This is a genomic window from Streptomyces sp. MAI_2237 (assembly GCF_054189285.1).
The window spans coordinates 92,860-114,631 of sequence record NZ_JAJPGQ010000004.1 but is presented as its reverse complement, the minus strand read 5'-3'; the positions used below and the strand labels follow the sequence as shown (position 1 = coordinate 114,631).

16 protein-coding genes and 5 pseudogenes are annotated in these 21,772 nt (G+C 68.2%); 12 read left to right on the top strand and 9 right to left on the bottom strand.

The genetic code is table 11. From position 1 onward, the window contains the following. The first annotated feature begins 549 nt into the window (after positions 1 to 549). The 3 genes from LN251_RS27620 (at position 550) to LN251_RS27610 (ending at position 4,022) form a co-directional block, all read left to right on the top strand. On the top strand, positions 550 to 888 hold the full coding sequence (locus LN251_RS27620; protein WP_458246894.1) for a MerR family transcriptional regulator: 339 nt from the start codon (positions 550 to 552) through the stop codon (positions 886 to 888). Between the two features lie 468 nt (positions 889 to 1,356). Further along, positions 1,357 to 1,578 carry an acyl-CoA carboxylase subunit epsilon gene (locus LN251_RS27615; RefSeq protein ID WP_458246893.1) on the top strand — a complete coding sequence of 74 codons (222 nt, stop codon included), beginning with the start codon at positions 1,357 to 1,359 and terminating at the stop codon, positions 1,576 to 1,578. 758 nt (positions 1,579 to 2,336) lie between these two features. Further along, positions 2,337 to 4,022, top strand: coding sequence for a ribonuclease J (locus LN251_RS27610; RefSeq protein WP_458246892.1), 1,686 nt, complete (start codon positions 2,337 to 2,339; stop codon positions 4,020 to 4,022). 359 nt (positions 4,023 to 4,381) lie between these two features. Here LN251_RS27610 and LN251_RS27605 read toward each other — a convergent pair whose 3' ends face one another. From LN251_RS27605 to LN251_RS27570, 8 genes and pseudogenes are all read right to left on the bottom strand, one after another. Beyond that, positions 4,382 to 4,585, bottom strand: coding sequence for a cold-shock protein (locus LN251_RS27605; RefSeq protein ID WP_055495910.1), 204 nt, complete (start codon positions 4,583 to 4,585; stop codon positions 4,382 to 4,384). Positions 4,586 to 5,134: 549 nt separating this feature from the next. Next, complete coding sequence (locus LN251_RS27600; protein WP_458246891.1) at positions 5,135 to 5,443, bottom strand: SCO5918 family protein; 309 nt, start codon at positions 5,441 to 5,443, stop codon at positions 5,135 to 5,137. Positions 5,444 to 5,492: 49 nt separating this feature from the next. After that, positions 5,493 to 5,897, bottom strand: a complete 405-nt coding sequence (locus LN251_RS27595; RefSeq protein WP_458246890.1) for a CBS domain-containing protein — start codon at positions 5,895 to 5,897, stop codon at positions 5,493 to 5,495. Between the two features lie 45 nt (positions 5,898 to 5,942). Continuing rightward, a complete protein-coding gene (locus LN251_RS27590; RefSeq protein WP_458246889.1) occupies positions 5,943 to 7,436 on the bottom strand; it encodes a DEAD/DEAH box helicase in 1,494 nt (497 codons plus the stop codon). Between the two features lie 350 nt (positions 7,437 to 7,786). After that, positions 7,787 to 7,990 carry a cold-shock protein gene (locus tag LN251_RS27585; protein ID WP_014145516.1) on the bottom strand — a complete coding sequence of 68 codons (204 nt, stop codon included), beginning with the start codon at positions 7,988 to 7,990 and terminating at the stop codon, positions 7,787 to 7,789. 380 nt (positions 7,991 to 8,370) lie between these two features. Further along, positions 8,371 to 8,752: pseudogene (locus tag LN251_RS27580) on the bottom strand (DUF5994 family protein). Positions 8,753 to 8,858: 106 nt separating this feature from the next. Beyond that, a pseudogene (locus LN251_RS27575) lies at positions 8,859 to 8,936 on the bottom strand (transposase); the annotation flags it as partial. Positions 8,937 to 9,587: 651 nt separating this feature from the next. Next, complete coding sequence (locus LN251_RS27570; protein WP_458246888.1) at positions 9,588 to 11,204, bottom strand: sulfatase-like hydrolase/transferase; 1,617 nt, start codon at positions 11,202 to 11,204, stop codon at positions 9,588 to 9,590. 423 nt (positions 11,205 to 11,627) lie between these two features. Here LN251_RS27570 and LN251_RS27565 point away from each other — a divergent pair, with 423 nt between their 5' ends. Continuing rightward, the gene (locus LN251_RS27565; RefSeq protein ID WP_458246887.1) at positions 11,628 to 11,912 is read left to right on the top strand and encodes a hypothetical protein; all 285 of its coding nucleotides are present in this window, start codon (positions 11,628 to 11,630) and stop codon (positions 11,910 to 11,912) included. 147 nt (positions 11,913 to 12,059) lie between these two features. Further along, positions 12,060 to 12,581: pseudogene (locus LN251_RS27560) on the top strand (ATP-binding protein); the annotation flags it as partial. Between the two features lie 61 nt (positions 12,582 to 12,642). Here the strand turns inward: LN251_RS27560 and LN251_RS27555 are convergent. Continuing rightward, the gene (locus tag LN251_RS27555) at positions 12,643 to 13,107 is read right to left on the bottom strand and encodes a DUF5994 family protein (RefSeq protein WP_458246886.1); all 465 of its coding nucleotides are present in this window, start codon (positions 13,105 to 13,107) and stop codon (positions 12,643 to 12,645) included. 929 nt (positions 13,108 to 14,036) lie between these two features. Between LN251_RS27555 and LN251_RS27550 the strand changes: the two are divergent. The 7 genes and pseudogenes from LN251_RS27550 to LN251_RS27520 all read left to right on the top strand — a co-directional run. Then, positions 14,037 to 14,408: pseudogene (locus LN251_RS27550) on the top strand (ATP-binding protein); the annotation flags it as partial. Positions 14,409 to 15,140: 732 nt separating this feature from the next. Then, entirely contained in the window at positions 15,141 to 16,313 is a 1,173-nt protein-coding gene (locus LN251_RS27545) for a PP2C family protein-serine/threonine phosphatase (protein WP_458246983.1), read from the top strand. 324 nt (positions 16,314 to 16,637) lie between these two features. Continuing rightward, the gene (locus LN251_RS27540) at positions 16,638 to 17,024 is read left to right on the top strand and encodes a pyridoxamine 5'-phosphate oxidase family protein (RefSeq protein ID WP_458246885.1); all 387 of its coding nucleotides are present in this window, start codon (positions 16,638 to 16,640) and stop codon (positions 17,022 to 17,024) included. Positions 17,025 to 17,230: 206 nt separating this feature from the next. After that, positions 17,231 to 18,470: pseudogene (locus tag LN251_RS27535) on the top strand (IS256 family transposase). A 355-nt stretch (positions 18,471 to 18,825) separates the two neighbouring features. Beyond that, entirely contained in the window at positions 18,826 to 19,641 is an 816-nt protein-coding gene (locus LN251_RS27530; protein ID WP_458246884.1) for an oxidoreductase, read from the top strand. 74 nt (positions 19,642 to 19,715) lie between these two features. After that, on the top strand, positions 19,716 to 20,615 hold the full coding sequence (locus tag LN251_RS27525) for an alpha/beta hydrolase (RefSeq protein WP_458246883.1): 900 nt from the start codon (positions 19,716 to 19,718) through the stop codon (positions 20,613 to 20,615). A gap of 74 nt (positions 20,616 to 20,689) precedes the next feature. Further along, a complete protein-coding gene (locus LN251_RS27520) occupies positions 20,690 to 21,703 on the top strand; it encodes an NADP-dependent oxidoreductase (RefSeq protein WP_458246882.1) in 1,014 nt (337 codons plus the stop codon). The last annotated feature ends 69 nt before the right edge of the window (positions 21,704 to 21,772 follow it).

The following is a 21,772-nucleotide window of genomic DNA, read 5'->3' as shown; positions in this document are numbered from 1 at the left end:
GGCCGACGACCGAAGCCGTGATCGCCCTTGCTCACCCCGATCACCAGGCCCGGGCTTCACCCGGGACCACACTCTTCTGGATGTACCTGCGTAAAAAGTCCAAGTGCCGGCCGTGGAGAAAACCTCTCATGGCGGCAGTAGACATTGGAGTGTCGCAGGGGGTACTGTTCTGCTCGTACTCAGGAAGTCGAAGAGGGCACGGCAGACACGAACTGCCGTGCCGGCAGGTCAAGAAGGACACGGCCCCGCGAGGGGCCCGTGAGCAGTACCCGTGGTATCCAGCAGTACAGCCGAGTAACCGAAGGTAAGGAGCGAGACGCCATCAGGATCGCCCGGGCAAGGAAGTAGCCCGCCCGGGTACCGCAGGCCCCGGATTGGAAGGTGGTCCCCGGTCACGCATCCGCGATCCCCGCAGCCCCGCCCTCCCAGGCGGAACCTGCGGATACACAAGGCCGGCGCAGCAGGCCGGTAGATGGTGTTGAAAGCTCGGGGCCCGGGCGCCGCTATGGCGTCCGGGCCCCTCGACGCGTCCGTTGAAAGAAGAGGTCTATGCCCCCTGGCAGTTCCCGCGCCGTCACCCCGTTGGACGACGACGACTACCCCGCCTACACCATGGGGCGAGCCGCCGAGATGCTCGGCACCACCCCCGCCTTCCTGCGCACCCTGGGCGAACACCGCCTCATCACCCCCTTGCGCTCCGAAGGCGGGCACCGCCGCTACTCCCGCTACCAGCTGCGCATCGCCGCCCGCGCCCGCGAACTCGTCGACCAAGGCACTCCCATCGAGGCCGCCTGCCGCATCATCATCCTCGAAGACCAACTCGAGGAAGCCCAGCGCATCAACGAACAACTACGCGCACAGGGCCGCGAGGAGCCGACCTCGGCCTGAACGGGCAGCCACCGGCCGCGGGCGGGGCAGTGAGCCCCGCTTTTCGCATCCACCATGTCCGGCGTTGCCTGCCGGCGGAGCGGGTCGTTAACCGGGTGTGGATGCGGTACGGCATGAGGGCGACGATGTGGTCTTCGCTCAGCTGAGCGGCGCGTACTGGCTGGAGGGAACAGCTGGGGCCTGCCGGCAGTGCGAGGTCCTGTTCGGTAACGGCGGCGTGCGTGCCGGGTCGGCTGGTGGGCACTGGGAGGCCGCGCCGGGGTGGGAGCGGCTGCGCGTGGTGATGCTGCCGGTGGCGGTGCTCACGGTGACGGTGGCCGTTGCGGTGGGTGCTCGCCTGAACCAGCGCCGTGTGAAGCTGTCTGCTACGCCGGAACAGTGCGGGTGTCTGCTGGGACAACAGGGCTGTTTCACCCGGACGGCGTAGGTGCGACTGCAAGGGGGTCCGTTCGAGCGCACGGTGAGGGCATGTTCACCGTAACCGGATCGGCCGAGCTGATTCGCGTAGTGCGCGGGGCGCCCGACGCCGACGAACTTGCGGCGTTGCTGACGGTCATCACGGCGATCAGTAACACCACTGACGAGCGAAATGCTCTCGACTGCCGCCGACGCGCTCGGTGGGTTCATGGTGTGAGGCCGTATCAGCCGCCCGGCTCGTGGCGCCACCGCGCAGGCCCTTCGAACACGTGACGTTGTGCCAGGCCCTGCTTGGATCCTCACGGCGGCCGGTGCGAGTCGTGGTGAGCCGACTTTGGGCGTGCAGCAGAGTCAGGCATGGGGCGCCGTGCCGCCGCCAGGAGTGGCACGGTGCCGAGACCGATACGTTCGAACAGTGATCGCCGCGGTGTAGGCCGCCTACAGCTCCGACCCCGCACCCACGACAGGCCACTGGTCCGAAGCTTCCGCCCTGGAACCTCGACCCGGCGAGCGGCGACGGCCTGGGGGAGGGCTGGTCGCAGTGGCTGCTGCTCGACATCAGCGTGTTGAGCTAGAACAACCTGATCGGCACCGCTGTCCGTCACCTGCTGCGCGGTCCTTCAGGCCGACTCGATGCCGGGCAGTGCGAGGCCGGGGCGTGGATCTGCCGGTCGGTGTAGCTGCTGCGGCCGGCCGTCTCATCGACGGTGAGAGGACCGCCATCCGCGCGGACCGGGGCGGTGCTGGCCCGCCCACGTGCGATACCTCTGTCTGGGAGTGCCGCAGGTGAGCGCATGCCGGGCTGTCGGTTTGCCCTGCGTTTTCTCTGTGCTCATAGGCGAGGTGCTCATGGCCCGCGCGCCCCGCAAAGCGCCCCTGGCGTCCGGGGCCGCGGCTGCCTTCCTGAGTTGGGGCAGGGGGCAGATGAGACGGATACCAGTAGATCTTCACCCGGTGGGTCATATCGAGCGGTCGTCGGCTCACACGGGCCATGGATCATCCTGTCCCGCTCTCCGGGTACCGTCAGGGGTATGAGCCATCCGCACCCCGAACTGAAAGCCGCCCCACCCCTTCCCGAAGGAGGGCTGCGGGTCATTGCCCTGGGCGGCCTGGGTGAGATCGGCCGCAACATGACCGTCTTCGAGCACGCCGGCAAGCTCCTCATCGTCGACTGCGGCGTGCTGTTCCCCGAGGAGACCCAGCCCGGCGTGGACGTGATCCTGCCGGACTTCACCTCGATCAGGGACCGGCTGGACGACGTCGTGGGCATCGTCCTCACCCATGGCCACGAGGACCACATCGGCGGCGTGCCGTACCTCCTGCGCGAACGGCGCGACATCCCCGTCATCGGGTCCAAGCTGACGCTGGCGTTCTTGGAGGCCAAGCTCAAGGAGCACGGCATCCGGCCGCGCACGGTGCGGGTGCGCGAGGGAGACCGGCGCGGTTTCGGGCCCTTCGACTGCGAGTTCGTGGCGGTCAACCACTCCATCCCCGACAGTCTCGCGGTCGCGATCCGCACCCGGGCCGGGATGGTGCTGCACACCGGCGACTTCAAGATGGACCAGTTCCCTCTCGACGACCGCATCACCGATCTGCGTGCCTTCGCCCGCCTGGGCGAGGAGGGCGTGGACCTGTTCCTCACCGACTCCACCAACGCCGAAGTACCCGGCTTCACCACCTCCGAGCGGGAGTTGAACCCGGCGATCGAGCAAGTGATGCGCACCGCGCCGCGCCGGGTGATCGTCTCCAGCTTCGCCAGCCATGTGCACCGCATCCAGCAGGTCCTGGACGCCGCCCACCAGCACGGCCGCAAGGTCGCCTTCGTCGGCCGGTCGATGGTCCGCAACATGGGCATCGCCCGTGACCTCGGCTATCTGAAGGTCCCCTCCGGCCTGGTCGTGAGCACCAAGGAACTGGAGAAACTCCCGGACCACAAGGTCACCCTGGTGTGCACCGGCTCCCAGGGCGAGCCGATGGCCGCGCTGTCACGGATGGCCAACCGCGACCACATGATCCGCATCGGCAAGGGCGACACCGTCCTGCTCGCCAGCTCCCTCATCCCCGGCAACGAGAACGCCATCTACCGGGTGATCAACGGACTCACCCGGTGGGGCGCCCACGTGGTCCACAAGGGCAACGCCAAGGTGCACGTCTCCGGGCACGCCAGCGCCGGCGAACTCGTCTACTGCTACAACATCGTCAAACCCCGCAACGTCATGCCCGTGCACGGCGAATGGCGCCACCTGCGGGCCAACGGCGACCTCGCCATCCGGACCGGCGTCGATCCCGAACGGGTCGTCATCGCCGAGGACGGCGTCGTCGTCGACCTGGTCGACGGGCGCGCATCCATCACCGGCAAGGTCCCCGCCGGCAACGTCTACGTGGATGGCATGGAAGTCGGCGGCGCCACCGAGGCGTCCCTCAAGGACCGCCTCACCCTCGCCGCCGAAGGCGTGGTCACGGTGGTGGCGATCGTCGACGCGGACACCGGCGCCCTCGCCGAGGCCCCGGACTTCCTCGCCCGGGGCTTCGTCCACGACGACGCCACCTTCGAGCCGGTCATCCCCGTCATCGAGAAGACCCTGGCCACCGCCGCCGAGGAAGGCGTCGGGGACGCCCGCCAGCTCGAACAACTCGTCGCCCGCGCCGTGGCGAACTGGGCGTTCCGCACACACCGCCGCAAGCCGCTCATCATCCCCGTCATCATCGACGCCTGAGCCCCGGCCCGGCAGCACGACCCCTGGTTTCCGGCCGCGGCCCCGCCACCATCGTGGTCGCGAAACCGCGAGGCAACGGGAGTCTCGTCAGGGGGAGTTGTGGCTCCGGGATCGGGGATACCGCCCTGGCGCGTTCTGGATGCGGACCGCAGGTGGGACGCAGGGAAACTGCCCGGGCCCCACGTCGCGGGGTGACCGGCCCCGTGCCGCAACAGCAGGGCCGCGCAGCATTGGCTGCGCGGCCCTTGACCCTGTTCACGTCGGCGCGAGAGCAGGCGTCTTCGTCCGGGCGGGCCGGCCTGCGTGCGCGGCGGCCACCGGACGCCCGCGTGCGCGATCCCGCGGGCAGGTCTGCGAGGTCAGACCAGGTTGATGTTCTCGGCCTGCGGCCCCTTCTGGCCCTGCGTGACGTCGAAGGTCACGGCCTGGCCCTCCTGGAGCTCACGAAAGCCGGTCGAGTTGATCGCGGAGTAGTGCGCGAAGACATCGGGGCCGCCGCCATCCTGAGCGATGAAGCCGAAGCCCTTCTCCGCGTTGAACCACTTCACAGTTCCCGTAGCCATGATCATGCCTTCCAGTCGATGAACGCCTCCCACTCCATGTGGCAGACGGAGGTGATCGCCCTGGTTCCTGCGGCACAGCACAGCAAAACGCCCACACCACAGGCGTGGGCAAGAGGGAATTCCGAACCACGACAGCTGGCACAGACGCTACACGCCCGCACGCCGTGTCACCACAGAAATGATCACGCCGTGTAGTCCGTGCGTGCTGTGCCGAGGCCGACGGGCATATGAACTCCTCGTTGGTGTCATCGCCCGGGTGGAGTGCGACCGGGTCTTCGGCTCGCTCGCGAAGCAGGATGGGCCGTCGGCCTCCATGTACCTGCACTTCCCTGTCGCCTGGATCCTGCAGGGCACCCTGGGGATCCCGGATGCGGGTGGGATGTACGGGTTTGCGATCGAGGACGTCGACGTCTGGAGTAGGGGTGACTTCAGCTGTTCCGGCCACTGCGCGACGGCGACGAGAATCTGCTGCACGCGGTGTGGGCCTGGCCGGCGTACCGGTCGGGCCCACACTGCTGGTCGGATGTCGGCTCGTGCCTGTTTACCCGGTCAGACCGTCACGGGGGTGCCGAGCATCGCGGAGGCGTGCTGCATCGGGCTGAGAATGCCCAGGGGTGCTGCCTTGGGAACGGCGCGGCAGGTGAAGCCGAGCTGAGCCATGGCCCGCAGGACTTCGGCGGCGCTGAAGTCACGGCGGTCCTGGCGGGTGATGACCTGGCCGACCTGCTTGACGGGGTAGTGGCGACGGCCGATGATCACTGATTCGCCGGTGACCGGTTCGGGCTTGACGCCCTTCATCGATTCCAGCACTCCGCCCTTGGTGAGCTCGAAGGGGAAACGGGCGATGACGCAGCGCATGTGGCCTCACAGGAAGAAGGGGAGAACGGTCCGACCGGGGGTGGGAGCTTCAGTGGGAGAGGGCGAGGACGCCCAGAGCGCTGCCTTGCTCGTCGACCACCGGCAGGGCACCGAGACGACGGGCGCGCATCGCCTGCTCGGCTTCGGCCATCGTGGTCACGGGTGAGGCGAACGTACCGTGGTCGCCGAGGATGTCGCTCAGGCGAACACGGTCCGTGTAGTCGGAGCTGTCACGGACGGCGGCGAGTTCGGCATGGGTGACCAGACCGGTGCACTCGCCGTCCTGGTCGCAGACGACCAGCCGGACCGTGCGGGCGGCGGCCATGACGGCCAGCGCCACCTCCACGCTCATGTCGTCGCAGACCTGCGGTCCGGCCGCGTCCATGACCTCGACCGCCGTCCTGTGCGCGGGGTCGGCGTCCGCCGGGAGGGACTGTGTCTGAACCAGCGTCAAAGGGTGCCTCCTGCAGAGATGGGCGGGCTTCCTGATCACCAAGGTCTAGGCCACCGCGCCGAAGCCGGACTGGCGTGCGGGGGTGCGCCGGGTCGCGGAGGAGGGGCGGCGTCGGCCTCGGGAGGTAGCGCTGCGCTTGGGGCGTTCGACCACCGGTGCGGTGATGACGACCGGGATGCCGGACGGGGCCTGGGCTCCGGTGATCCGGCTCAGGGCCTCGTCTCCCGAACGGACCTGGGTGGTCTGCGGCCGGATTCCGGCGTCCGACATGAGGCGGACCATGCCTCGGCGCTGGTTCGGTGTGACGAGTGTGACGACGCTGCCGGACTCGCCGGCGCGGGCGGTGCGGCCTCCGCGGTGGAGGTAGTCCTTGTGGTCGGTCGGCGGGTCGACGTTGACGACCAGGTCGAGGTTGTCGACGTGGATGCCGCGCGCCGCGACATTGGTCGCCACCAGCACGGTGACGTGTCCCGTCTTGAACTGCGCCAGTGTGCGGGTGCGCTGCGGCTGCGACTTGCCGCCGTGCAGTGCCGCGGCCCGTACCCCGCTGTTGAGCAGATCCTGGGTCAGCCGGTCGACGGCGTGCTTGGTGTCCAGGAACATGATCACGCGGCCGTCGCGGGCGGCGATCTCGGTCGTAGCGGCGTGCTTGTCGGCGCCATGGACGTGCAGGACGTGGTGTTCCATCGTCGTGACCGCGCCGGCCGACGGGTCGACCGAATGCACGACGGGGTCGGTCAGATAGCGGCGCACCAGCAGGTCGACGTTACGGTCCAAGGTGGCGGAGAACAGCATCCGCTGCCCCTTCGGACGCACCTGGTCGAGCAGTGCGGTGACTTGCGGCATGAAACCCATGTCGGCCATCTGGTCGGCCTCGTCCAGCACCGTGATGTCCACGTGGTTCAGCCTGCACTCGCCGCGGTCGATGAGGTCCTTGAGGCGTCCGGGCGTCGCGACGACGACCTCGGCCCCGCCGCGCAGTGCGCTGGCCTGCCGGCCGATCGACATCCCGCCCACCACCGTGGCCAGCCGCAGCCCGACACAACGGGCGTACGGCGTGAGCGCATCAGTCACCTGCTGGGCCAACTCACGCGTCGGTACCAGGATCAGCCCCAGCGGCTGGCGGGGCTCAGCACGCCGTCCGGCAGTACGGGCGAGCACGGCCAGGCCGAAGGCGAGGGTCTTGCCGGAACCGGTGCGCCCGCGGCCCAGGACGTCACGGCCCGCCAGGGAGTTCGGTAGCGTCGCTCCCTGGATCGGGAACGGCACGGTCACCCCCTGCTTGCCGAGTTCGGCCAGGAGCTGTGCGGGCATGCCGAGATCGGCGAACGCCTCGACGGAGGGCAGTGCGGGGGTGATCGTCTTGGGCGGCGCGAACTCACCGCGCACCGCGGCGGGCCGGCGGCCGGAACCGCCAGAGCGGGCGGGCCCGCCGGAACGGGGCGGTGCCTGCGTCGCAAAGCGGCTGCCACCCTTTCCGGCGTCGGCACTGCCCCTACGGGCGCGGGCGGAGCGGTCGTTCGTGCGGGTGCGGTTCATGCGGAACCTTCCTCGATGCGGCACATATCAAGGAATTCCCGCTGCGGTGAGCGGCACGAAGAATTACAAGTATGGACCGATGCCAAAAGACAGCAGATCTGGCCGACGGAAATCTCCGGGGCACATATGCTGAAAGGGGGGAAGCAATGGAGGCCCTGAGTTCCGGGCGTCGACTGCGGTGCAGCTTGCAGGATGCGCCTGCGCGCCTGAAGGAGGAGTCGCGTTGTCGCGTGTGTTGCGACTGCAGATTCCTCCGCGTCTCCCGCGGATAAAACCGGCTCAGGAGACGCGTGCAGCTGGGGCCCGCACCCCGAAGGATGCGGGCCCCAGCTACAGATTGTGCGTGAGCGTCAGGCGAGAACGATGTTCTCGGCCGTCGGGCCCTTCTGGCCCTGCGCGATGTCGAAGGTGACCTTCTGGCCTTCGAGCAGCTCACGGAAGCCCTGCGCGGCAATGTTCGAGTAGTGGGCGAACACGTCAGCGCCGCCACCGTCCTGCTCGATGAAGCCGAAGCCCTTTTCCGCGTTGAACCACTTCACGGTACCAGCAGCCATGTCATATCTCCTTGGGGCAGTACATCGGAATCCGCACTGCGCGGACACCGCGTCGCCGCGATGATTACCCCGCCGGAAATGACCGGAAATACAGAAGTGCTCCCACCCGGCAGAACCGGGCAGGGGCACCTGAAGTTTCGGGAACCACAACTGCAACTCGCATTGACAGTAGCACACTGGAACGGCCCGTGCGCATAACGCAATTCTGCTCGACGCGGTGCGACAAAAACCCTCACCACGCGGTCCGGCAAAGTCTCACTTCGCGAACACAGATTTTGACCCACTCGGGGCGCTGCGGCACTCCGTTTTGCCGGTGCGGAAGGGAGAATTTCCTCTGCCCGCCTTAAATTCTCCCTTCGAGATGACAGATATCTGCCACCTCAGGAGGTCAGGAGCGCGCTCACGCCGAGGCGGAGCGCAGGATCGGCAGCGGCGTTCATCAACCGTGCGGCTGCGCCGACGGATGACCGCGGCGGAACGACCAGGAGCACCCAGCGCCCGACGGCACGGCAATCCAGGACGACGACATGCTCCTCACCCGCAGAACCCGTCGGCTCCACGGTGATCACTCGGCCGGGTGCCATCACCTTGTGCGGTACGTCGGGCCATTGGGCGGCGTCCACGGTGACGCGTACTGTGGTACCCCAACGCGGCGACGAGCGATGGCAGTTCCAGTTCCAGCGCGTCACAGCGCGGCCACCATGCGCCGTCCAGCGGGCCGTGGCCGGCGCCGGGGGTGAGGGCCAGACGGGGCAGGGGCATGCGATAGGCGTGCCCCTCGTCCACGAGCGGGGCTTCGGTGGGCGTTGTGCTGTATTCCATCCCTGATCTTGCGTGGGTATCCCCGGCTTCAACCGGGGAAGGGAACGCGTCTCAGAACGCCCTTGAGGGAGTTGATCAGCTTGGACAGGGCGACCTTCGGCGGATAGTGCACCAGCAGGTGGACGCAGCGGGTGGGGGAGCGATGTCCGGTCCGTTCACAGGGCCGGCACTGCACGCGCTCTGTCGCCCCCTCCGTCGACCGGATCGATGCCGAAGCGCGTGCCCAGGCACCGCACCGCGGCCAGGCCCGCGCCCGCTCTCACTCCACGTCGCCAGAGGCCGCACACCGGGTCGGCCGAGGCTGCCGTCGTACCTCTCGATGCTCACCTGGGTACCGGACACGTGCAGGTACAGACGACAGCTGCCGCCGTGCCGCGTGGCGTTGATGACCAGCTCGGAGACGATGAGGGTCGCGTCGCCGCGTTCGATCCGGATGCCGGCGAGATGGACTGCGGCGTCACGGTGTCCCGCAGCGGCCGCCTTCTCGAAGCGCGGCTCGGCCCCCGCGCCCTTGAGGTGCGGCGGTTGTAACGCGCATCGACCCGGCCGAGGTTCGCCGCCCTGCGGTAGTGCGTCAGCGCCTCCTCCACCACACACGGATTCCCGGTGACCAGGAGGCACCTGGCGAGGCCATGCAGAGCTACGGCGCCCCCGGCGTCGGCGGCCCGACGGAACCAGGAGATCGCCTCGCCCAGCTCGCCAGCACCGGAGCGGAGGAGGAGTCGGCTGCTGCTGGCGCTGCCGGGGTGGGCGGGCCGGGCGGTGTGCGTTGCCGTCAGCGCCTCGGGGCTGCGTGGGCGGCCGGTTCGGTGTCGCCGTGCCAGGTGGGCCAGCCCAGCAGGCGTGGGCGTTCGGTGACCCAGGCGCGCGTGTCGGTGCCGATCTCCGCATCGATCAACTGCTCCAGCATGGCGCTGTAGCGGGTGACCAGGTCGCGGTGTGCGGGGTCGGCGGCCAGGTTGCGCATCTGCGCGGGGTCTTCTTGACGGTCGTAGAGCACGACGTCGTTGTGGGCGAACAACTCGTCGACGGAGTGGGGCCGGTTCGGGGTCAGGGGTGCGAAGTAGCGGCCGAAGGTGTAGCGGTGGTCGTTGCAGGCGCGCAGGAAGCCCCGCTTGGTCCAGTCCGGGCGCAGCTCGCCGGCGGCGATGCGCCGGGGGGCGTCGGGGTCGGCGAACTCGAACCAGAAGTCGGCGTCCAGCATCATGATTGACTCGATGGCGCTCAGGACGCCGTCGCGCACCTGCCCCCCGTGCAGTGCGGAGACAAGGGAGCGGCCCTTCAGGGCGGGGTGGTGGGTCGCGGTCTCGGCCGGGTCGAGACCAGCGAACGCCAGGAGGGTGGGGGCGAGGTCGACCGCGGAGGCGAGGGCATCGGTGCGCACGCCGGCCCTCAGGTCGGGGTGGGCGATGACGAGGGGGACGTGGAGATTCTCGTCGTAGACCAGGCTGCCCTTCTGCCGCAGGCCGTGGGAGCCGGCCATCTCGCCGTGGTCGGCGGTGAAGACCACGACGGTGTTGCCTGCCTGACCGGAGGCGTCGAGGGCGTCCAGCACGTGCTCGATGCTGCGGTCGACGTCGCGCAGGGCATTGAGGTAGAAGTTCAGGCCGTCGTACCAGTGCTCGTCGGAGGCCACCGGCCCGAACACGGTGTCGGTCATGCGCTGGTACTCGGTGATCGCCGGGGCTGCGCCGGAGAGGTCGTCGTGCAGGCTGGCGGGCAGGTCGAAGTCCCAGCGGCGCCGGTAGACCGGAATGTCGGCGGCGGCCTTCATCCGCACCGCATGGGCCAGCACCGGCGGCAGCTGCACCTGCGGCCGGCCGCCGTAGTCGAAGCTCATGATGTCGTGCGGGTTGACGAAGTTGACCGCCATGAACCACGGCTGCTGCGCCGCGACGACCGGAGCGCGGTCGCGCAACCAGTGCACGGCCTGCCCGGCGATCACCGGGTCGAGCTTCAGCCCGGCCCAGGCGCCGCCGTCGATGTCGCCCCAGTCGTTGAACTCGCTGAACCCGTACGGCTCCAGGGCGTTCGTGGTGGGGGCCGGGTTCTGCGGGGAGACGTAGGCGTTGGACAGGTGCCACTTGCCCTGGTAGGTGCAGTAGTAGCCGGCCGAGCGCAGCATCGTGCCCAGCGTGCCCAGACCCGGGTCGAGCGGGCGGATGTAGGGCATGTTGTCGTTGTCGTAGATCTCGGTCAGCGGCAGGTGCTGGCCGGTGTAGAGGACCGACCGCGCCGAGCTGCACTGCGCGGAGGCGGTGAAGTAGCGGTCGAAGGTGACACCGCGGGCGGCGATCCGCTCCCTGGCGGGCAGCGAGTACCCCTGCGCCCGGGGCAGGACGGCACGCTCCTCGTCGGTGACGATCAGCAAGATGTTGGGACGACGCACCACGGGGCTACCCGCCCTTCACACCTGAACCGTCCGAATCCGGACGAATGCCATGATCTGTTGTTTTTGACTCTAGGTGCGGTCTGTGTGAGCTGCTGTGCGTGACACATCCGGGCGGGACCATCCAGGTGAGAACCGCGCCCGGCGCGTCGAACCCCAACCGCAGGTTGACTGCACACCCGGAGTCCGGAGCAGGGGACCTCCACGCCGATCAGAAGCAGCAGGCTTGTGGGGCTCACCGTCAGCCGGGCGGCGCTCCTCCGCCGGGCTCTGGTAGGCCGCGGTGAGCAATTGAGGCGATTGCGACGTCGCATGCCGCTGGTGCATTTCCTCGGTGTCGACTGGCGCAGAGGTCCGGAGCCTTTGGCGAAGGGCGAGGTCGGCGGCCTGGCGCCGGGTTCCCGCGCTGGCGAGGAGGCGGGAACGATGGGAGAGATCTCCGGGACAGCGGAGTGGTTCGCCATCGGTGTCACCGGCTTGGTGCTTGCCGGAGCCGCCAGCGCCACGGCCGGCCTGGCACACATCGCCAGGGAGATACTGCGCGGGCCGACGGAGAACCCTGCGGCGTCCGGTTGGGACCTTCAAGTCATCAGCGGCCCGGGCGGCTGGATTCTGTTCGGCGCCCTGATCCTCGCGGGCGGGGCCATCCACCACGCCGTGTCCGGGGTCGGGGCGGTCGTCAGGGAGGTCGGGCACGTAGCGGAGAGCTGACGGAGTCCCGCCCTGTCACGGGTGGTCGACCGTAGAAGTGTCTCCGGCGAGGCCGACGAAGGGGGCATTTCCCAAGTCGACGGTCTGCTGCGCGGCCTTGCTCGGCATCGAGCAAGGCGAGTTTGTCCTGTGCTCCGGCGAGGCTTACCTCGAATCGATCCGGCCACCGTCAACACTCTCGTCACCTGCGACTGGGGCAAGAACGGTGAGCCGCTCTGCCTGATCGGCGACTCCGGCACCGGGAAGTCCCACCTCCTGATCGCGCTGGGCACCGAGGCGGCGATAAACGGCTTCAAGGTCCGCTACGCGCTGGCCACGAAACTCGTCAACGAGCTGGTCGAGGCCGCGGACGAGAAGCAGCTGTCGAAGACCATCGCCTGCTACGGCCGTGTCGATCTTTTATGCAGCGATGAGCTGGGCTATGGGGAACTTGACCGCCGCGGCGCGGAGTTGCTGTTCCAGGTTCTGACGGAGCGTGCGGAGACGAACAGCGTGGCCATCGCCTCCAACGAGTCGTTTTCCGGGTGGACGAAGACCTTCACGGATCCCCGGCTCTGCGCGGCCGTTGTCAACCGGCTCACCTTCAACGGCGCCATCATCCAGACCGGTACCGAGTCCTGCCGCCTCGCTCACACCAAGGCGCAGGCAGAGCGGGCCGAGGCCGGCTGAACAGGCCGGTCCGCTGGCGCACCCGCCCGGGAGACGGGGCGGTCTGGCGGCCGCTTCCCGATCACAGCGGATCAGTGGCTTCGGGCCGAGCTGCCGCGATCGCCAGCAGTTCGGTGGCGGTGCGGCTGCCGTCGACCGGAACGGGCGTGTTCATCAGCCAGTCGGCGGCGTCGGCTGACGTCGTGGGCGGAATGACGAGCAGGGTGCGGAACCCGTCGCGATAGGAGCAGAGCAAGATCACGTTCTGCTCCTGGCCGGTCACGGACCACCCGGCGGTCACGTACCCCCTGCCGACCGCGACCCGGTGCGGAATACGGGGCCACAGCTGGATCCCCAGAATAACCCTGGTGATGGTGCCCACCCCGTCCATCGCTTCCACCAGAAGGGGCAGCTCTTCGGCGAGATCGTGAGAGTAGGGCCACCATGCTCCATCGAGTCCGCCGGGGACGACTGCATACGGTGCCAGGGAAAGCCGCACCGGCAGCAGTGCGGAAGGACGCGCGGAACGATCGGCAGTCGGTTCCATGACGTGAACCTGCCCCCGGGCCCAGTCTGGCGGGCCCGGCATTGTTGCTCACCGAGAACGGCACCGACATGGCCGCCGACGCACGCAATGCCCTCGGTGTCCACAAGCCTACTCCCGGCGAACTCACCGAAATCGCGCACGCATGGGCCCACGGGCGTTGCAATGCCCCTGGCCAGAGCCTTTGAGCGCCTGACCAGGGACGCCGAACTGCGCACCTTCTACGAAGCCCGCCAGTAGCAGATCCCCGACGACGTCCGGGAGATCATGCAGCGGGCCGGGCGGGAACTCGCCGAACTCCGGACAGGCCGATCGGACCCTGACCAGCGGTGCCCAGGCCCCCCGCTTCAGCCTCCCCTCCGCGACCGGCCAAACAGTGGTCGGGGACCGCTCACCGCGGCCGGCCGCGGTGATGCCGCGCAAGGTCATGGGCGACGGCCACCAGCAGATCAACCAGGTACGCCTCCTCGAGCGGCCCTGCGGGAAAGACCCGCTCAACAAGCTGCGTTCACCGGCGACGAAGGTAGGCCGGAGGGTCTCGTCCATGACGAGGAACGCTGAGCGACTGCCGATGTTGGCCAGGTGCATGCCTATGGGGACCGTACGGGTCCAGCGCATCTGACGGCCGAATGACCGCCAGGCATGTCAGGCCGCCAGTCGGACGGCATCGCTGTCGCCAGGACGCTGGACTGGCCGCGGCTTCGTCGCTGGATAGATCAGCAAGCCATGCGGCGGCCGTCCCCGAGGCAACCAGAAGACCATTACGGGCTGGCTCATAGGGTAGGCCTACGGGATGCGAGGGGGGGACGTGATGAGAGCGACGCGCGTGTTGACGACGCTCGATGAAGTCGGTACTGGCGATCACGTCTTGCAGGTGTTGGGTCCCGCGGACGATGTGTGGGACCGCAGCCGTGCGTTCGTCGCGGACGGGGGAGTTCGTCTACACCAGCGGTGACCTGCCCGCCCTGCGGGAGAAGATCACAGGCTGTGCCCACGCGCTCGGGCTGAACGGCCTGCGACTGCGCGAACTGAATCTCGCCGCGACAGAGGTGGCCACCAACAGCATCCAGCACGGCGGCGGCCAGGGTGTGCTGCGTACCTGGGGTGAGGAGAACCGCCTAGTGTGCGAGTTCCGTGACGCCGGCTACATCAGCGATCCCCTCGCAGGCCGCTCCTGGCCCAACTCCACGCAGATCGGCGGACGAGGACTGTGGCTGGTGCACCAGGTCTGCGATCTCGTCGAGATCCGTTCCACCCCCCAGGCGGGTACCACGATCCGCCTCCACACCGAGCTGTCCGCCTGACAGCGCAGCCTCCAGGTGGGCTGGGGGCTGCGGGAGGCCGGACGGCGGTGGGACTCTCCCAAGAGGCGGTCTGCTCCCAATCGGCCGTTAGGGGGCAGCAGGATTCGTCGGGTTTCGCAGCGGTCGATGAGGCGGCGGCGGGCAATTGCCAGCATGGAGTTGGATGGGCGGGCGCCTGGTGCCCGATACAGACCTTGACGCCCCGGTCCGGCGTCGGCAGCCGTGTTCGGCTTCGGCCTGCCGCCGTGAGCCGTCCGCTCGACCACACGACCAACTCAACGTCCAGGGGTGTCTGATCGGGCAGGGGAGAGGCGCCGGCCAGGATTTCGGGGGCGCTGGTGTCATGTCCGTGTCGGGCCGCGAGTGCAGTACGCTGCGCGGCCGGCACGGACCGACAGCAGGGCGCTGAAGCCGTCGTCCTCCAGACTGTGCCGTGTCTCATGAGACGTTGGCCCGTCGAAGCGACCGGAGCCGGTGAGAGTCTCGGCTCTGCTGCCTCGCAGCGGGCGGATGCGGCCGGACTCCCGTACAGCCTCGTGCCAGAGCAGTTGTGAGGCCTCCGCCTCCGAAGTTGCCTCATATCGACCGTCTTCACACACGCTGACAGCCACGCATTGACGCTCACCGTGACGGTGCCCACGCTGATAGCAGGGGGCGGTGGAAGGTGCGATCGTGAGTGGTGGGCGTAGTGAGCTTCCCTGGCTGCTGACGGCAGCGGAGAGGGCAGCGCCGGTGGAGGCTGTCGATGTGGTCTCGGAGGACCTGCGGCGGCGATTCAAGGCCCGAAAGGTCTCCTTCCTCATCGTGGACCTGACAGGGAAAGCGGTGGCACGACTGTCCACCGCCGGTGCCGCCGACGGGGGGCGTGAAGCGGAGCGAATCCCGATGCTGGGCAGCGTCTACGAAAAGGTGATCCGAACCCAGCGCCTGCACCAGGAGGTGACTGCCCAGGGACAGCGAGTGATCGCGCCGGTCACCAACCGGGGTGATGCCATCGGGCTGCTGGAAGTGCTCCTGCCGGCCGCTCCCGACAAAGGTGTCCTTCACGCGGTTGGGGAAGCTGCCCACGTGCTGGCCTACGTCGTGATCGCCAACGGCCGCTTCACCGACCTGTATGCCTGGGGCAAACGCTCCAGGCCCCCCACCCTGGCGGCCGAGATCCAGTACCAGCTGCTGCCTGCGTCACTGTCATGCGAGGCTGCACAGTTCACACTGTGCGGGAGCCTGGAGCCTTCCGAAGACCTCAGCGGCGACACCTTCGACTACGCCCTCGACCGCGACACCTTGCACGTGTCGGTGACCGATCCCATGGGCCACGACATCGACGCCGCCCTGGCAGCCACGGTTTTGGTGGGAGCTCTGCGCGGTGCCCGCCGGGCAGGAGCCAGCCTGGCCGAGCAGGCCCACCAGGCCGACCAGGCTCTGGCCGACCACGGCCGCGGTCACGCCACCGGGCAGTTGCTGCGTATCGACCTCCACACCGGGCGGGCCCAGCTCGTCAACGCCGGTCACCCGTGGCCACTGCGTATGCGTGAGGGGATTGCCGAGACGATCCCCTGCGAGGTGGACCACCCTTTCGGGCTTTCCGTGGGTGTGCCCCACTCCTACCGTGTGCAGGACCTCGATCTGCGCCCCGGTGACCGCCTACTCATCCTGACCGACGGCATGCTCGAACATCACGGGGAGGAGATCGACCTGCCCGCCCTGCTGGCGAAGACCCGGGATCTGCACCCGCGGGAGGCCGCGCTGACGCTGACGACCGCAGTCCTGGACGCTGCCGGTGGCCAGCTCGAAGACGATGCCACCGCGATGTGCTTGGACTGGCACGGCCCTCAGGAGATCCAGCGACACGTCAGCTCTGGTGCGGACACTCGGCAAGCCTCGGCCGCACGTCCCAAGCGGTAGCTATGACCAAAGTGGACGGCACGGTACTTGGAGCGGGGCGGCGGGCAACGAGCACCAGTCCGTCGACGGCGCCGGCTTCTGACCACGATCGATAGGACCATCCGGTGCCGTCGGCCGCGCGGTAGGCAGGCGGATCGACGCTGAAGATCGAGGGGCGGGACCATCAGCGGCGCGGTGGGCGGCCGGATGGCGAACCGGCGGGCCCGAAGGGCCCTGCCTTGCGCCGACCCGCGACGGGCATCCTTGAAGCTTCAGTGGTATGTCCGCGGTCTTGAGGGAGCGGCCATGAAAAGCGAACCCGCAGCCGCCGTCCGCGCGGCTCGGATGATCGAACTGGGCCGGGAGGAGTGCCTGGAACTGCTGGGCGGTGTTGCGTTCGGGCGGGTCGGTTTCACCCGGCAGGCGCTGCCGGTCATCCGTCCGGTGAATCATCTCGTCGATGGCGACACGGTCGTCATCCGCACCCATCCCGGATCGGCGCTGGCCCGCCACACGACTGTGGACGAGGTCGTGGTCTATGAGGCCGACGACCTCGATCCGTACACCCGTACCGGGTGGAGCGTGATGGTCACCGGCCGGGCCCGCCTGGTCACCGCGGAGTGGGAGGCCGCTCGCTACCGGGCGCTACTGGTGCCGTGGACGGACCGGGATGTCGATGAGATCGTTCGTATCCAGTCTGATCTCGTCACCGGCTTCCGCCTCACCCACTGACTAGCGCTGGTTCTCCCCTCGTCGTCCCAGCGAATCGCGCAGGAAGGTCGATCGCGTCCCGTGAGGTGGTGTAGCCGGTAGGGTCCCGGAACGCGCGGGTGTCTGCCCGGGGCGTGCACCTGCTGGTGGTGCATGCTCCCTGAACAAGGGCAGGCCATCCCGCAAGTCTCCCTGGTGAACGGCCAGTTCAACCGGAGGAGCACGCGATGGCCTTGTCCCAGTCTGAGCTGATGCGGCTGCTGGAGTCACTACGTCGGGCCGATGGAGTTGAAGCAATCAGGGTGGTGTGCGAGCGCATCCTGCAGGAGCTGATCGAGGCGGAGGCGACCGAGGTGATCGGTGCCGCGCCGCGTGAGCACTCCGAGACGCGCACGACCTGGCGCAACGGCCACCGGGAGAGGCTGGCTGCTGACCACGTAGGCCGGCGACCTGGACCTGAAGATCCCCAAGGTGCGCGCCCTCCCGTCCCTGCTGGAGCGTCGGCGGCGGATCGATCGGGCGCTGTTCGCCGTGGTGATGGAGGCATATGTGCACGGTGTCTCGACGCGCTCGGTCGATGACCTGGTCAAAGCTCTTGGTGCGGACAGCGGGATCTCCAAGTCGGAGGTCTCGCGGATCTGCGGTGAGCTGGACGAGGAACTGACCGCGTTCAAGGAACGGCCGCTGGATCACACCGTCTTCCCCTACGTCTTCCTGGACGCCACCTACTGCAAGGCGAGGGTGAATCACCGGATCGTCTCCCAGGCCGTGGTCGTCGCGACCGGCATCTCCGCCACCGGGCACCGCGAGATCCTCGGGCTGATGGTCGGTGACAGCGAGTCGAAGCCGTTTTGGACGAAGTTCCTGCGGTCCTTACGAGCCCGTGGCCTGGAGAACGTCCAGCTGGTCATCTCCGACAGCCACAGCGGTCTGGTGGCCGCGATCCGCACCGTCTTCCTCGGCGCGGCCTGGCAAAGGTGCCGGGTTCACTTCGTCCGGGACGTGTTCTCGGTGATCGAGAGGGGATCCGGGGAGATGGTCGCCGCCACCATCCGCACCATCTTCGCGCAGACCACCGGAGAGCAAGTGCGCACCCAGCTAAACGTGGTCGCCGACATGCTCGGACGACAGTTCCCGCAGGTCAAGACGATGCTGCTGAACGCGGCCACCGACATCACCGCGTTCGCTGACTTCCCGCCGGCGCACTGGAAGAAGATCTGGTCGACCAACCCGCTGGAGCGGCTGAACCGGGAGATCAAACGGCGGGCCGACGTCGTCCAGGTCTTCCCCAACCCCGCCGCCCTGGACCGGCTCGCCGCCGCGGTGCTGGCCGAACTCCACGACGAGTGGCAGGTCTTCGACCGCCGCCACCTCTCCGAAGCCTCCACGGCCGAGCTCTTCACCACCAAACCAACCGAACCCGAACCGCAGATCACCCCACAACCGGAACCCAAACAGCTGCCGTGACTACACCACCCCGCGGGACATGACCCTGCAAGACCAATGAGTCGATGCTTCGCCTGGCTGGAGCAGGGGGTTATCGGCACCTGCCGAATGGCTAGTCAAGTGGCGACGGTGCCGACATCACTGAGTTGCCACAGTCGGGACGGCGGGATGGTGCGTGCCGCGCGGGCTGCGTCACGGCGTGGCGCTCTGAGCCTTCGGAGTGGCGTTGCAGGCCGTCGTCGACGACCCACGCCAAGCCGGAGGTTCTCGGCCATGTGGCCGCCGGGGCCGCACTCCTTGCCATACCCCTCACCATCATCATAGTATTACGACCGTAAGGTAAACGATCGTAATTCAATTGCTCGAGGAGTCCGTCATGGCGACACAACGGCCGGTAGCACTCGTGACGGGGGCGTCATCGGGGATCGGTAACACAACCGCTCGCGCCCTCGCCGCAGCCGGGTTCGAGGTGATCGGAACCGGGCGGAACACCTCGGGACTGACCCTGCTGGCCGGTGTGACCTTCCTCGACCTCGACGTGACCAGTGACGAATCCGTCACCGCCGCCGTCCAGGAAGTGATCGAACGGTTCGGTCGGATCGACGTCCTCGTGAACAACGCCGGTCTGGGCTCGGCCGGCGCCGCCGAGGAGAACTCCGTCGCCCAGGCCCAGAGCCTCTTCAACCTCAACTTCTTCGGTCTCGTCCGCATGACGAAGGCCGTCCTGCCGCACATGCGCGCCCAGCGCCACGGACGTATCGTCAACCTCTCGTCCGTCCTCGGCGTCATCCCACAGCCCTACATGGCCCTCTACGTCGCCGCGAAGCACGCCATCGAGGGCTACTCAGAGTCCCTGGACCACGAAGTCCGCGAGCACGGCGTCCGCGTCCTGCTCGTCGAGCCCGGCTACACCCGGACCGCCTTCGATGCCAATGCCGCGCAGCCCGACACCCCGCTGCCGCTGTATGCGGAGCGGCGGCGTGTCTTCGACGAGGTGGTCGCTGAGGCGATGAAGGCCGGCGACGACCCCGCCGTCGTCGCCAAGGAGATCGTCACGGCAGCCACCGCCGCGAAGCCGAAGCTGCGCTACACCGCCGGACCGCTCGCCTCACGCATCACCACCGCGCGACGTCTCGTCCCCGCCGGGATCTTCGACAAGCAGATCCGCAAGTTCAACCGGATGCCCGGCTGACGTCGTACCCGGCTCATCGACCTGCAGGGCGCGCGAGAGGCGCGGTCAGCTCTGACCTGACAAGGAGCAGCGCCATGGGAATCAGCACGGAAGCACAGCAGTTCGCACATTTCCTCGAAAGCGTGCGTGCGAAGGCGTCGACACCGGGCCTCGATCTGGCCGTCGTCCGCGACATCGTCGACACACATGCTTCGGCATCGACCGAGCCGGAAGGCGTCACCTACGCCGACGTGGACGCCGACGGCGTCCCCGCCCTGTGGGTCATCCCTGAGGGCGCCGACCCTGACAAGGCGCTGCTCCACTTCCACTTCGCCGCCTCCATTGCGTCGGACCGCAAGGCCGCCGGCCACATCGCCAAGGCAGCCGGAGCCCGCTCACTCGTCGTGGGTTTCCGCCTGGCACCCGAGCACCCCCACCCGGCGCAGATCGACGACGCCCAGACCGCCTACCGCTGGCTCCTCGCGCAGGGCTACGAGCCGCGGAACATCGGCAGTACCGGCCATTCCATTGGAGGCACCCTCGCGGTCGCGCTGCCGCTGCGCCTGCTCGCCAAGGGTGAGGCAACCCCCGGGGCGATCGTCAGCATCTCGCCGTGGACCGACCTCACCATCAGCAACCCGAAGGTGGACGACAACGAGAAACACGACAAGATGCTCAGCCGGGACATCCTCGAGCAGTTCCGAGCGGCTTGGTTGCAGGACCCCGGCGTGGACTTCGCCGACCCCGACATCAGCATCGTGAACGCCGACCTGACCGGCCTGCCGCCCACATCCCTGCATTACGGCGAGTGCGAGACGCTTGCCGGCGAGGGCGCCGACTTCGGCCGCCGACTCGCCGACTTCAAGATCCCCTCCGAAGTCCGCCCGCTGCCCGGGGGCCAGCACTCGTTCATCCTCGGTGCGGGGCGCGTGCCGGAGGTGGACCGGGCGATCGGGCAGATGGGTCAGTGGCTTCGCCGGCACCTCGGCAGCTGACGTGGAAGCCGCCCGGACATGCGCATCGTCCGCCAAGAAGGCAACCGAGAAGATCACACAAAGAGATGGCTGACATGAAGGCATTCGTCGTCGAGAAGTACGGCAAGGACGGCCTGCGCGCCACAGACGTTCCCGAGCCCACCGTCAAGGACAGCGACGTCCTGGTCCGGGTGAGCGCCGCCAGCATCAACCCGCTGGACAAGATGGTCCGCAACGGGGAGTTCAAACGACTCCTGAAGTACAAGCTGCCCTTCGTGCTCGGCCACGACATCGCCGGCACCGTGACGCAGGTCGGGTCCGCCGTGCGCGACGTGGCCGTCGGCGACGAGGTCTACGCACGTCCCCGCGACCTGCGGATCGGAGGCTTCGCCGAGTTCATCGCGATCGACCAGGACGACGTCGCACCTAAGCCGCAGTCCCTCACCCCTGGCGAGGCGGCCGCGGTGCCCCTGGTGGCACTGGCCTCCCGGCAGATCCTCGTCGACCGCGCCCACGTGATGCCGGGTCAGAAGGTGCTCATTCACGCCGGTGCCGGGGGCCTCGGATCGACGGCCATCCAGCTCGCCAAACACCTGGGCGCCACGGTGGCGACGACCACGAACACCCGCACCCAGAAGTTGGTCAGCACCCTCGGCGCCGACATCGTCGTCGACTACACCAAGGAGGACTTCTCCAAGGTGCTGTCCGGCTACGACCTGGTGCTGGACTCCCTGGGCGGGGCGAACCTCGAGAAGTCGCTGAGCGTGCTGAAGCCGGGCGGTCTGGCCCTCGGCGTCGCTGGCCCGCCGGACGCCGGTTTCGCCAGGCAACTCGGCGCCCCCTCGTTCCTGGGCATGGCCATGAACGCGCTCAGCCGAAAGGTGCGCAAGCAGGCCAAGGCCCTGGGCGTGCGCTATGAGTTCTTCTTCATGCAGGCCAGCGGCACCCAGCTCCGCGAACTCGGTGCCCTGTACGACAACGGACGGCTCCGCCCGGTCATCGACCGCACTTTCCCCTTCGGTCAGACCCTCGAAGCGATGGCGTACGTCGAGCAGGGGCGTACCACGGCCGGAAAGGTCGTGATCTCGATGGCGCCCGGCAACGACTGAATCGGGCCGGCCGCAAAGAAGGCGTGGCGATGCTCCGGATGCCGGCCGCATCCCATTGGAGTTCGTTCG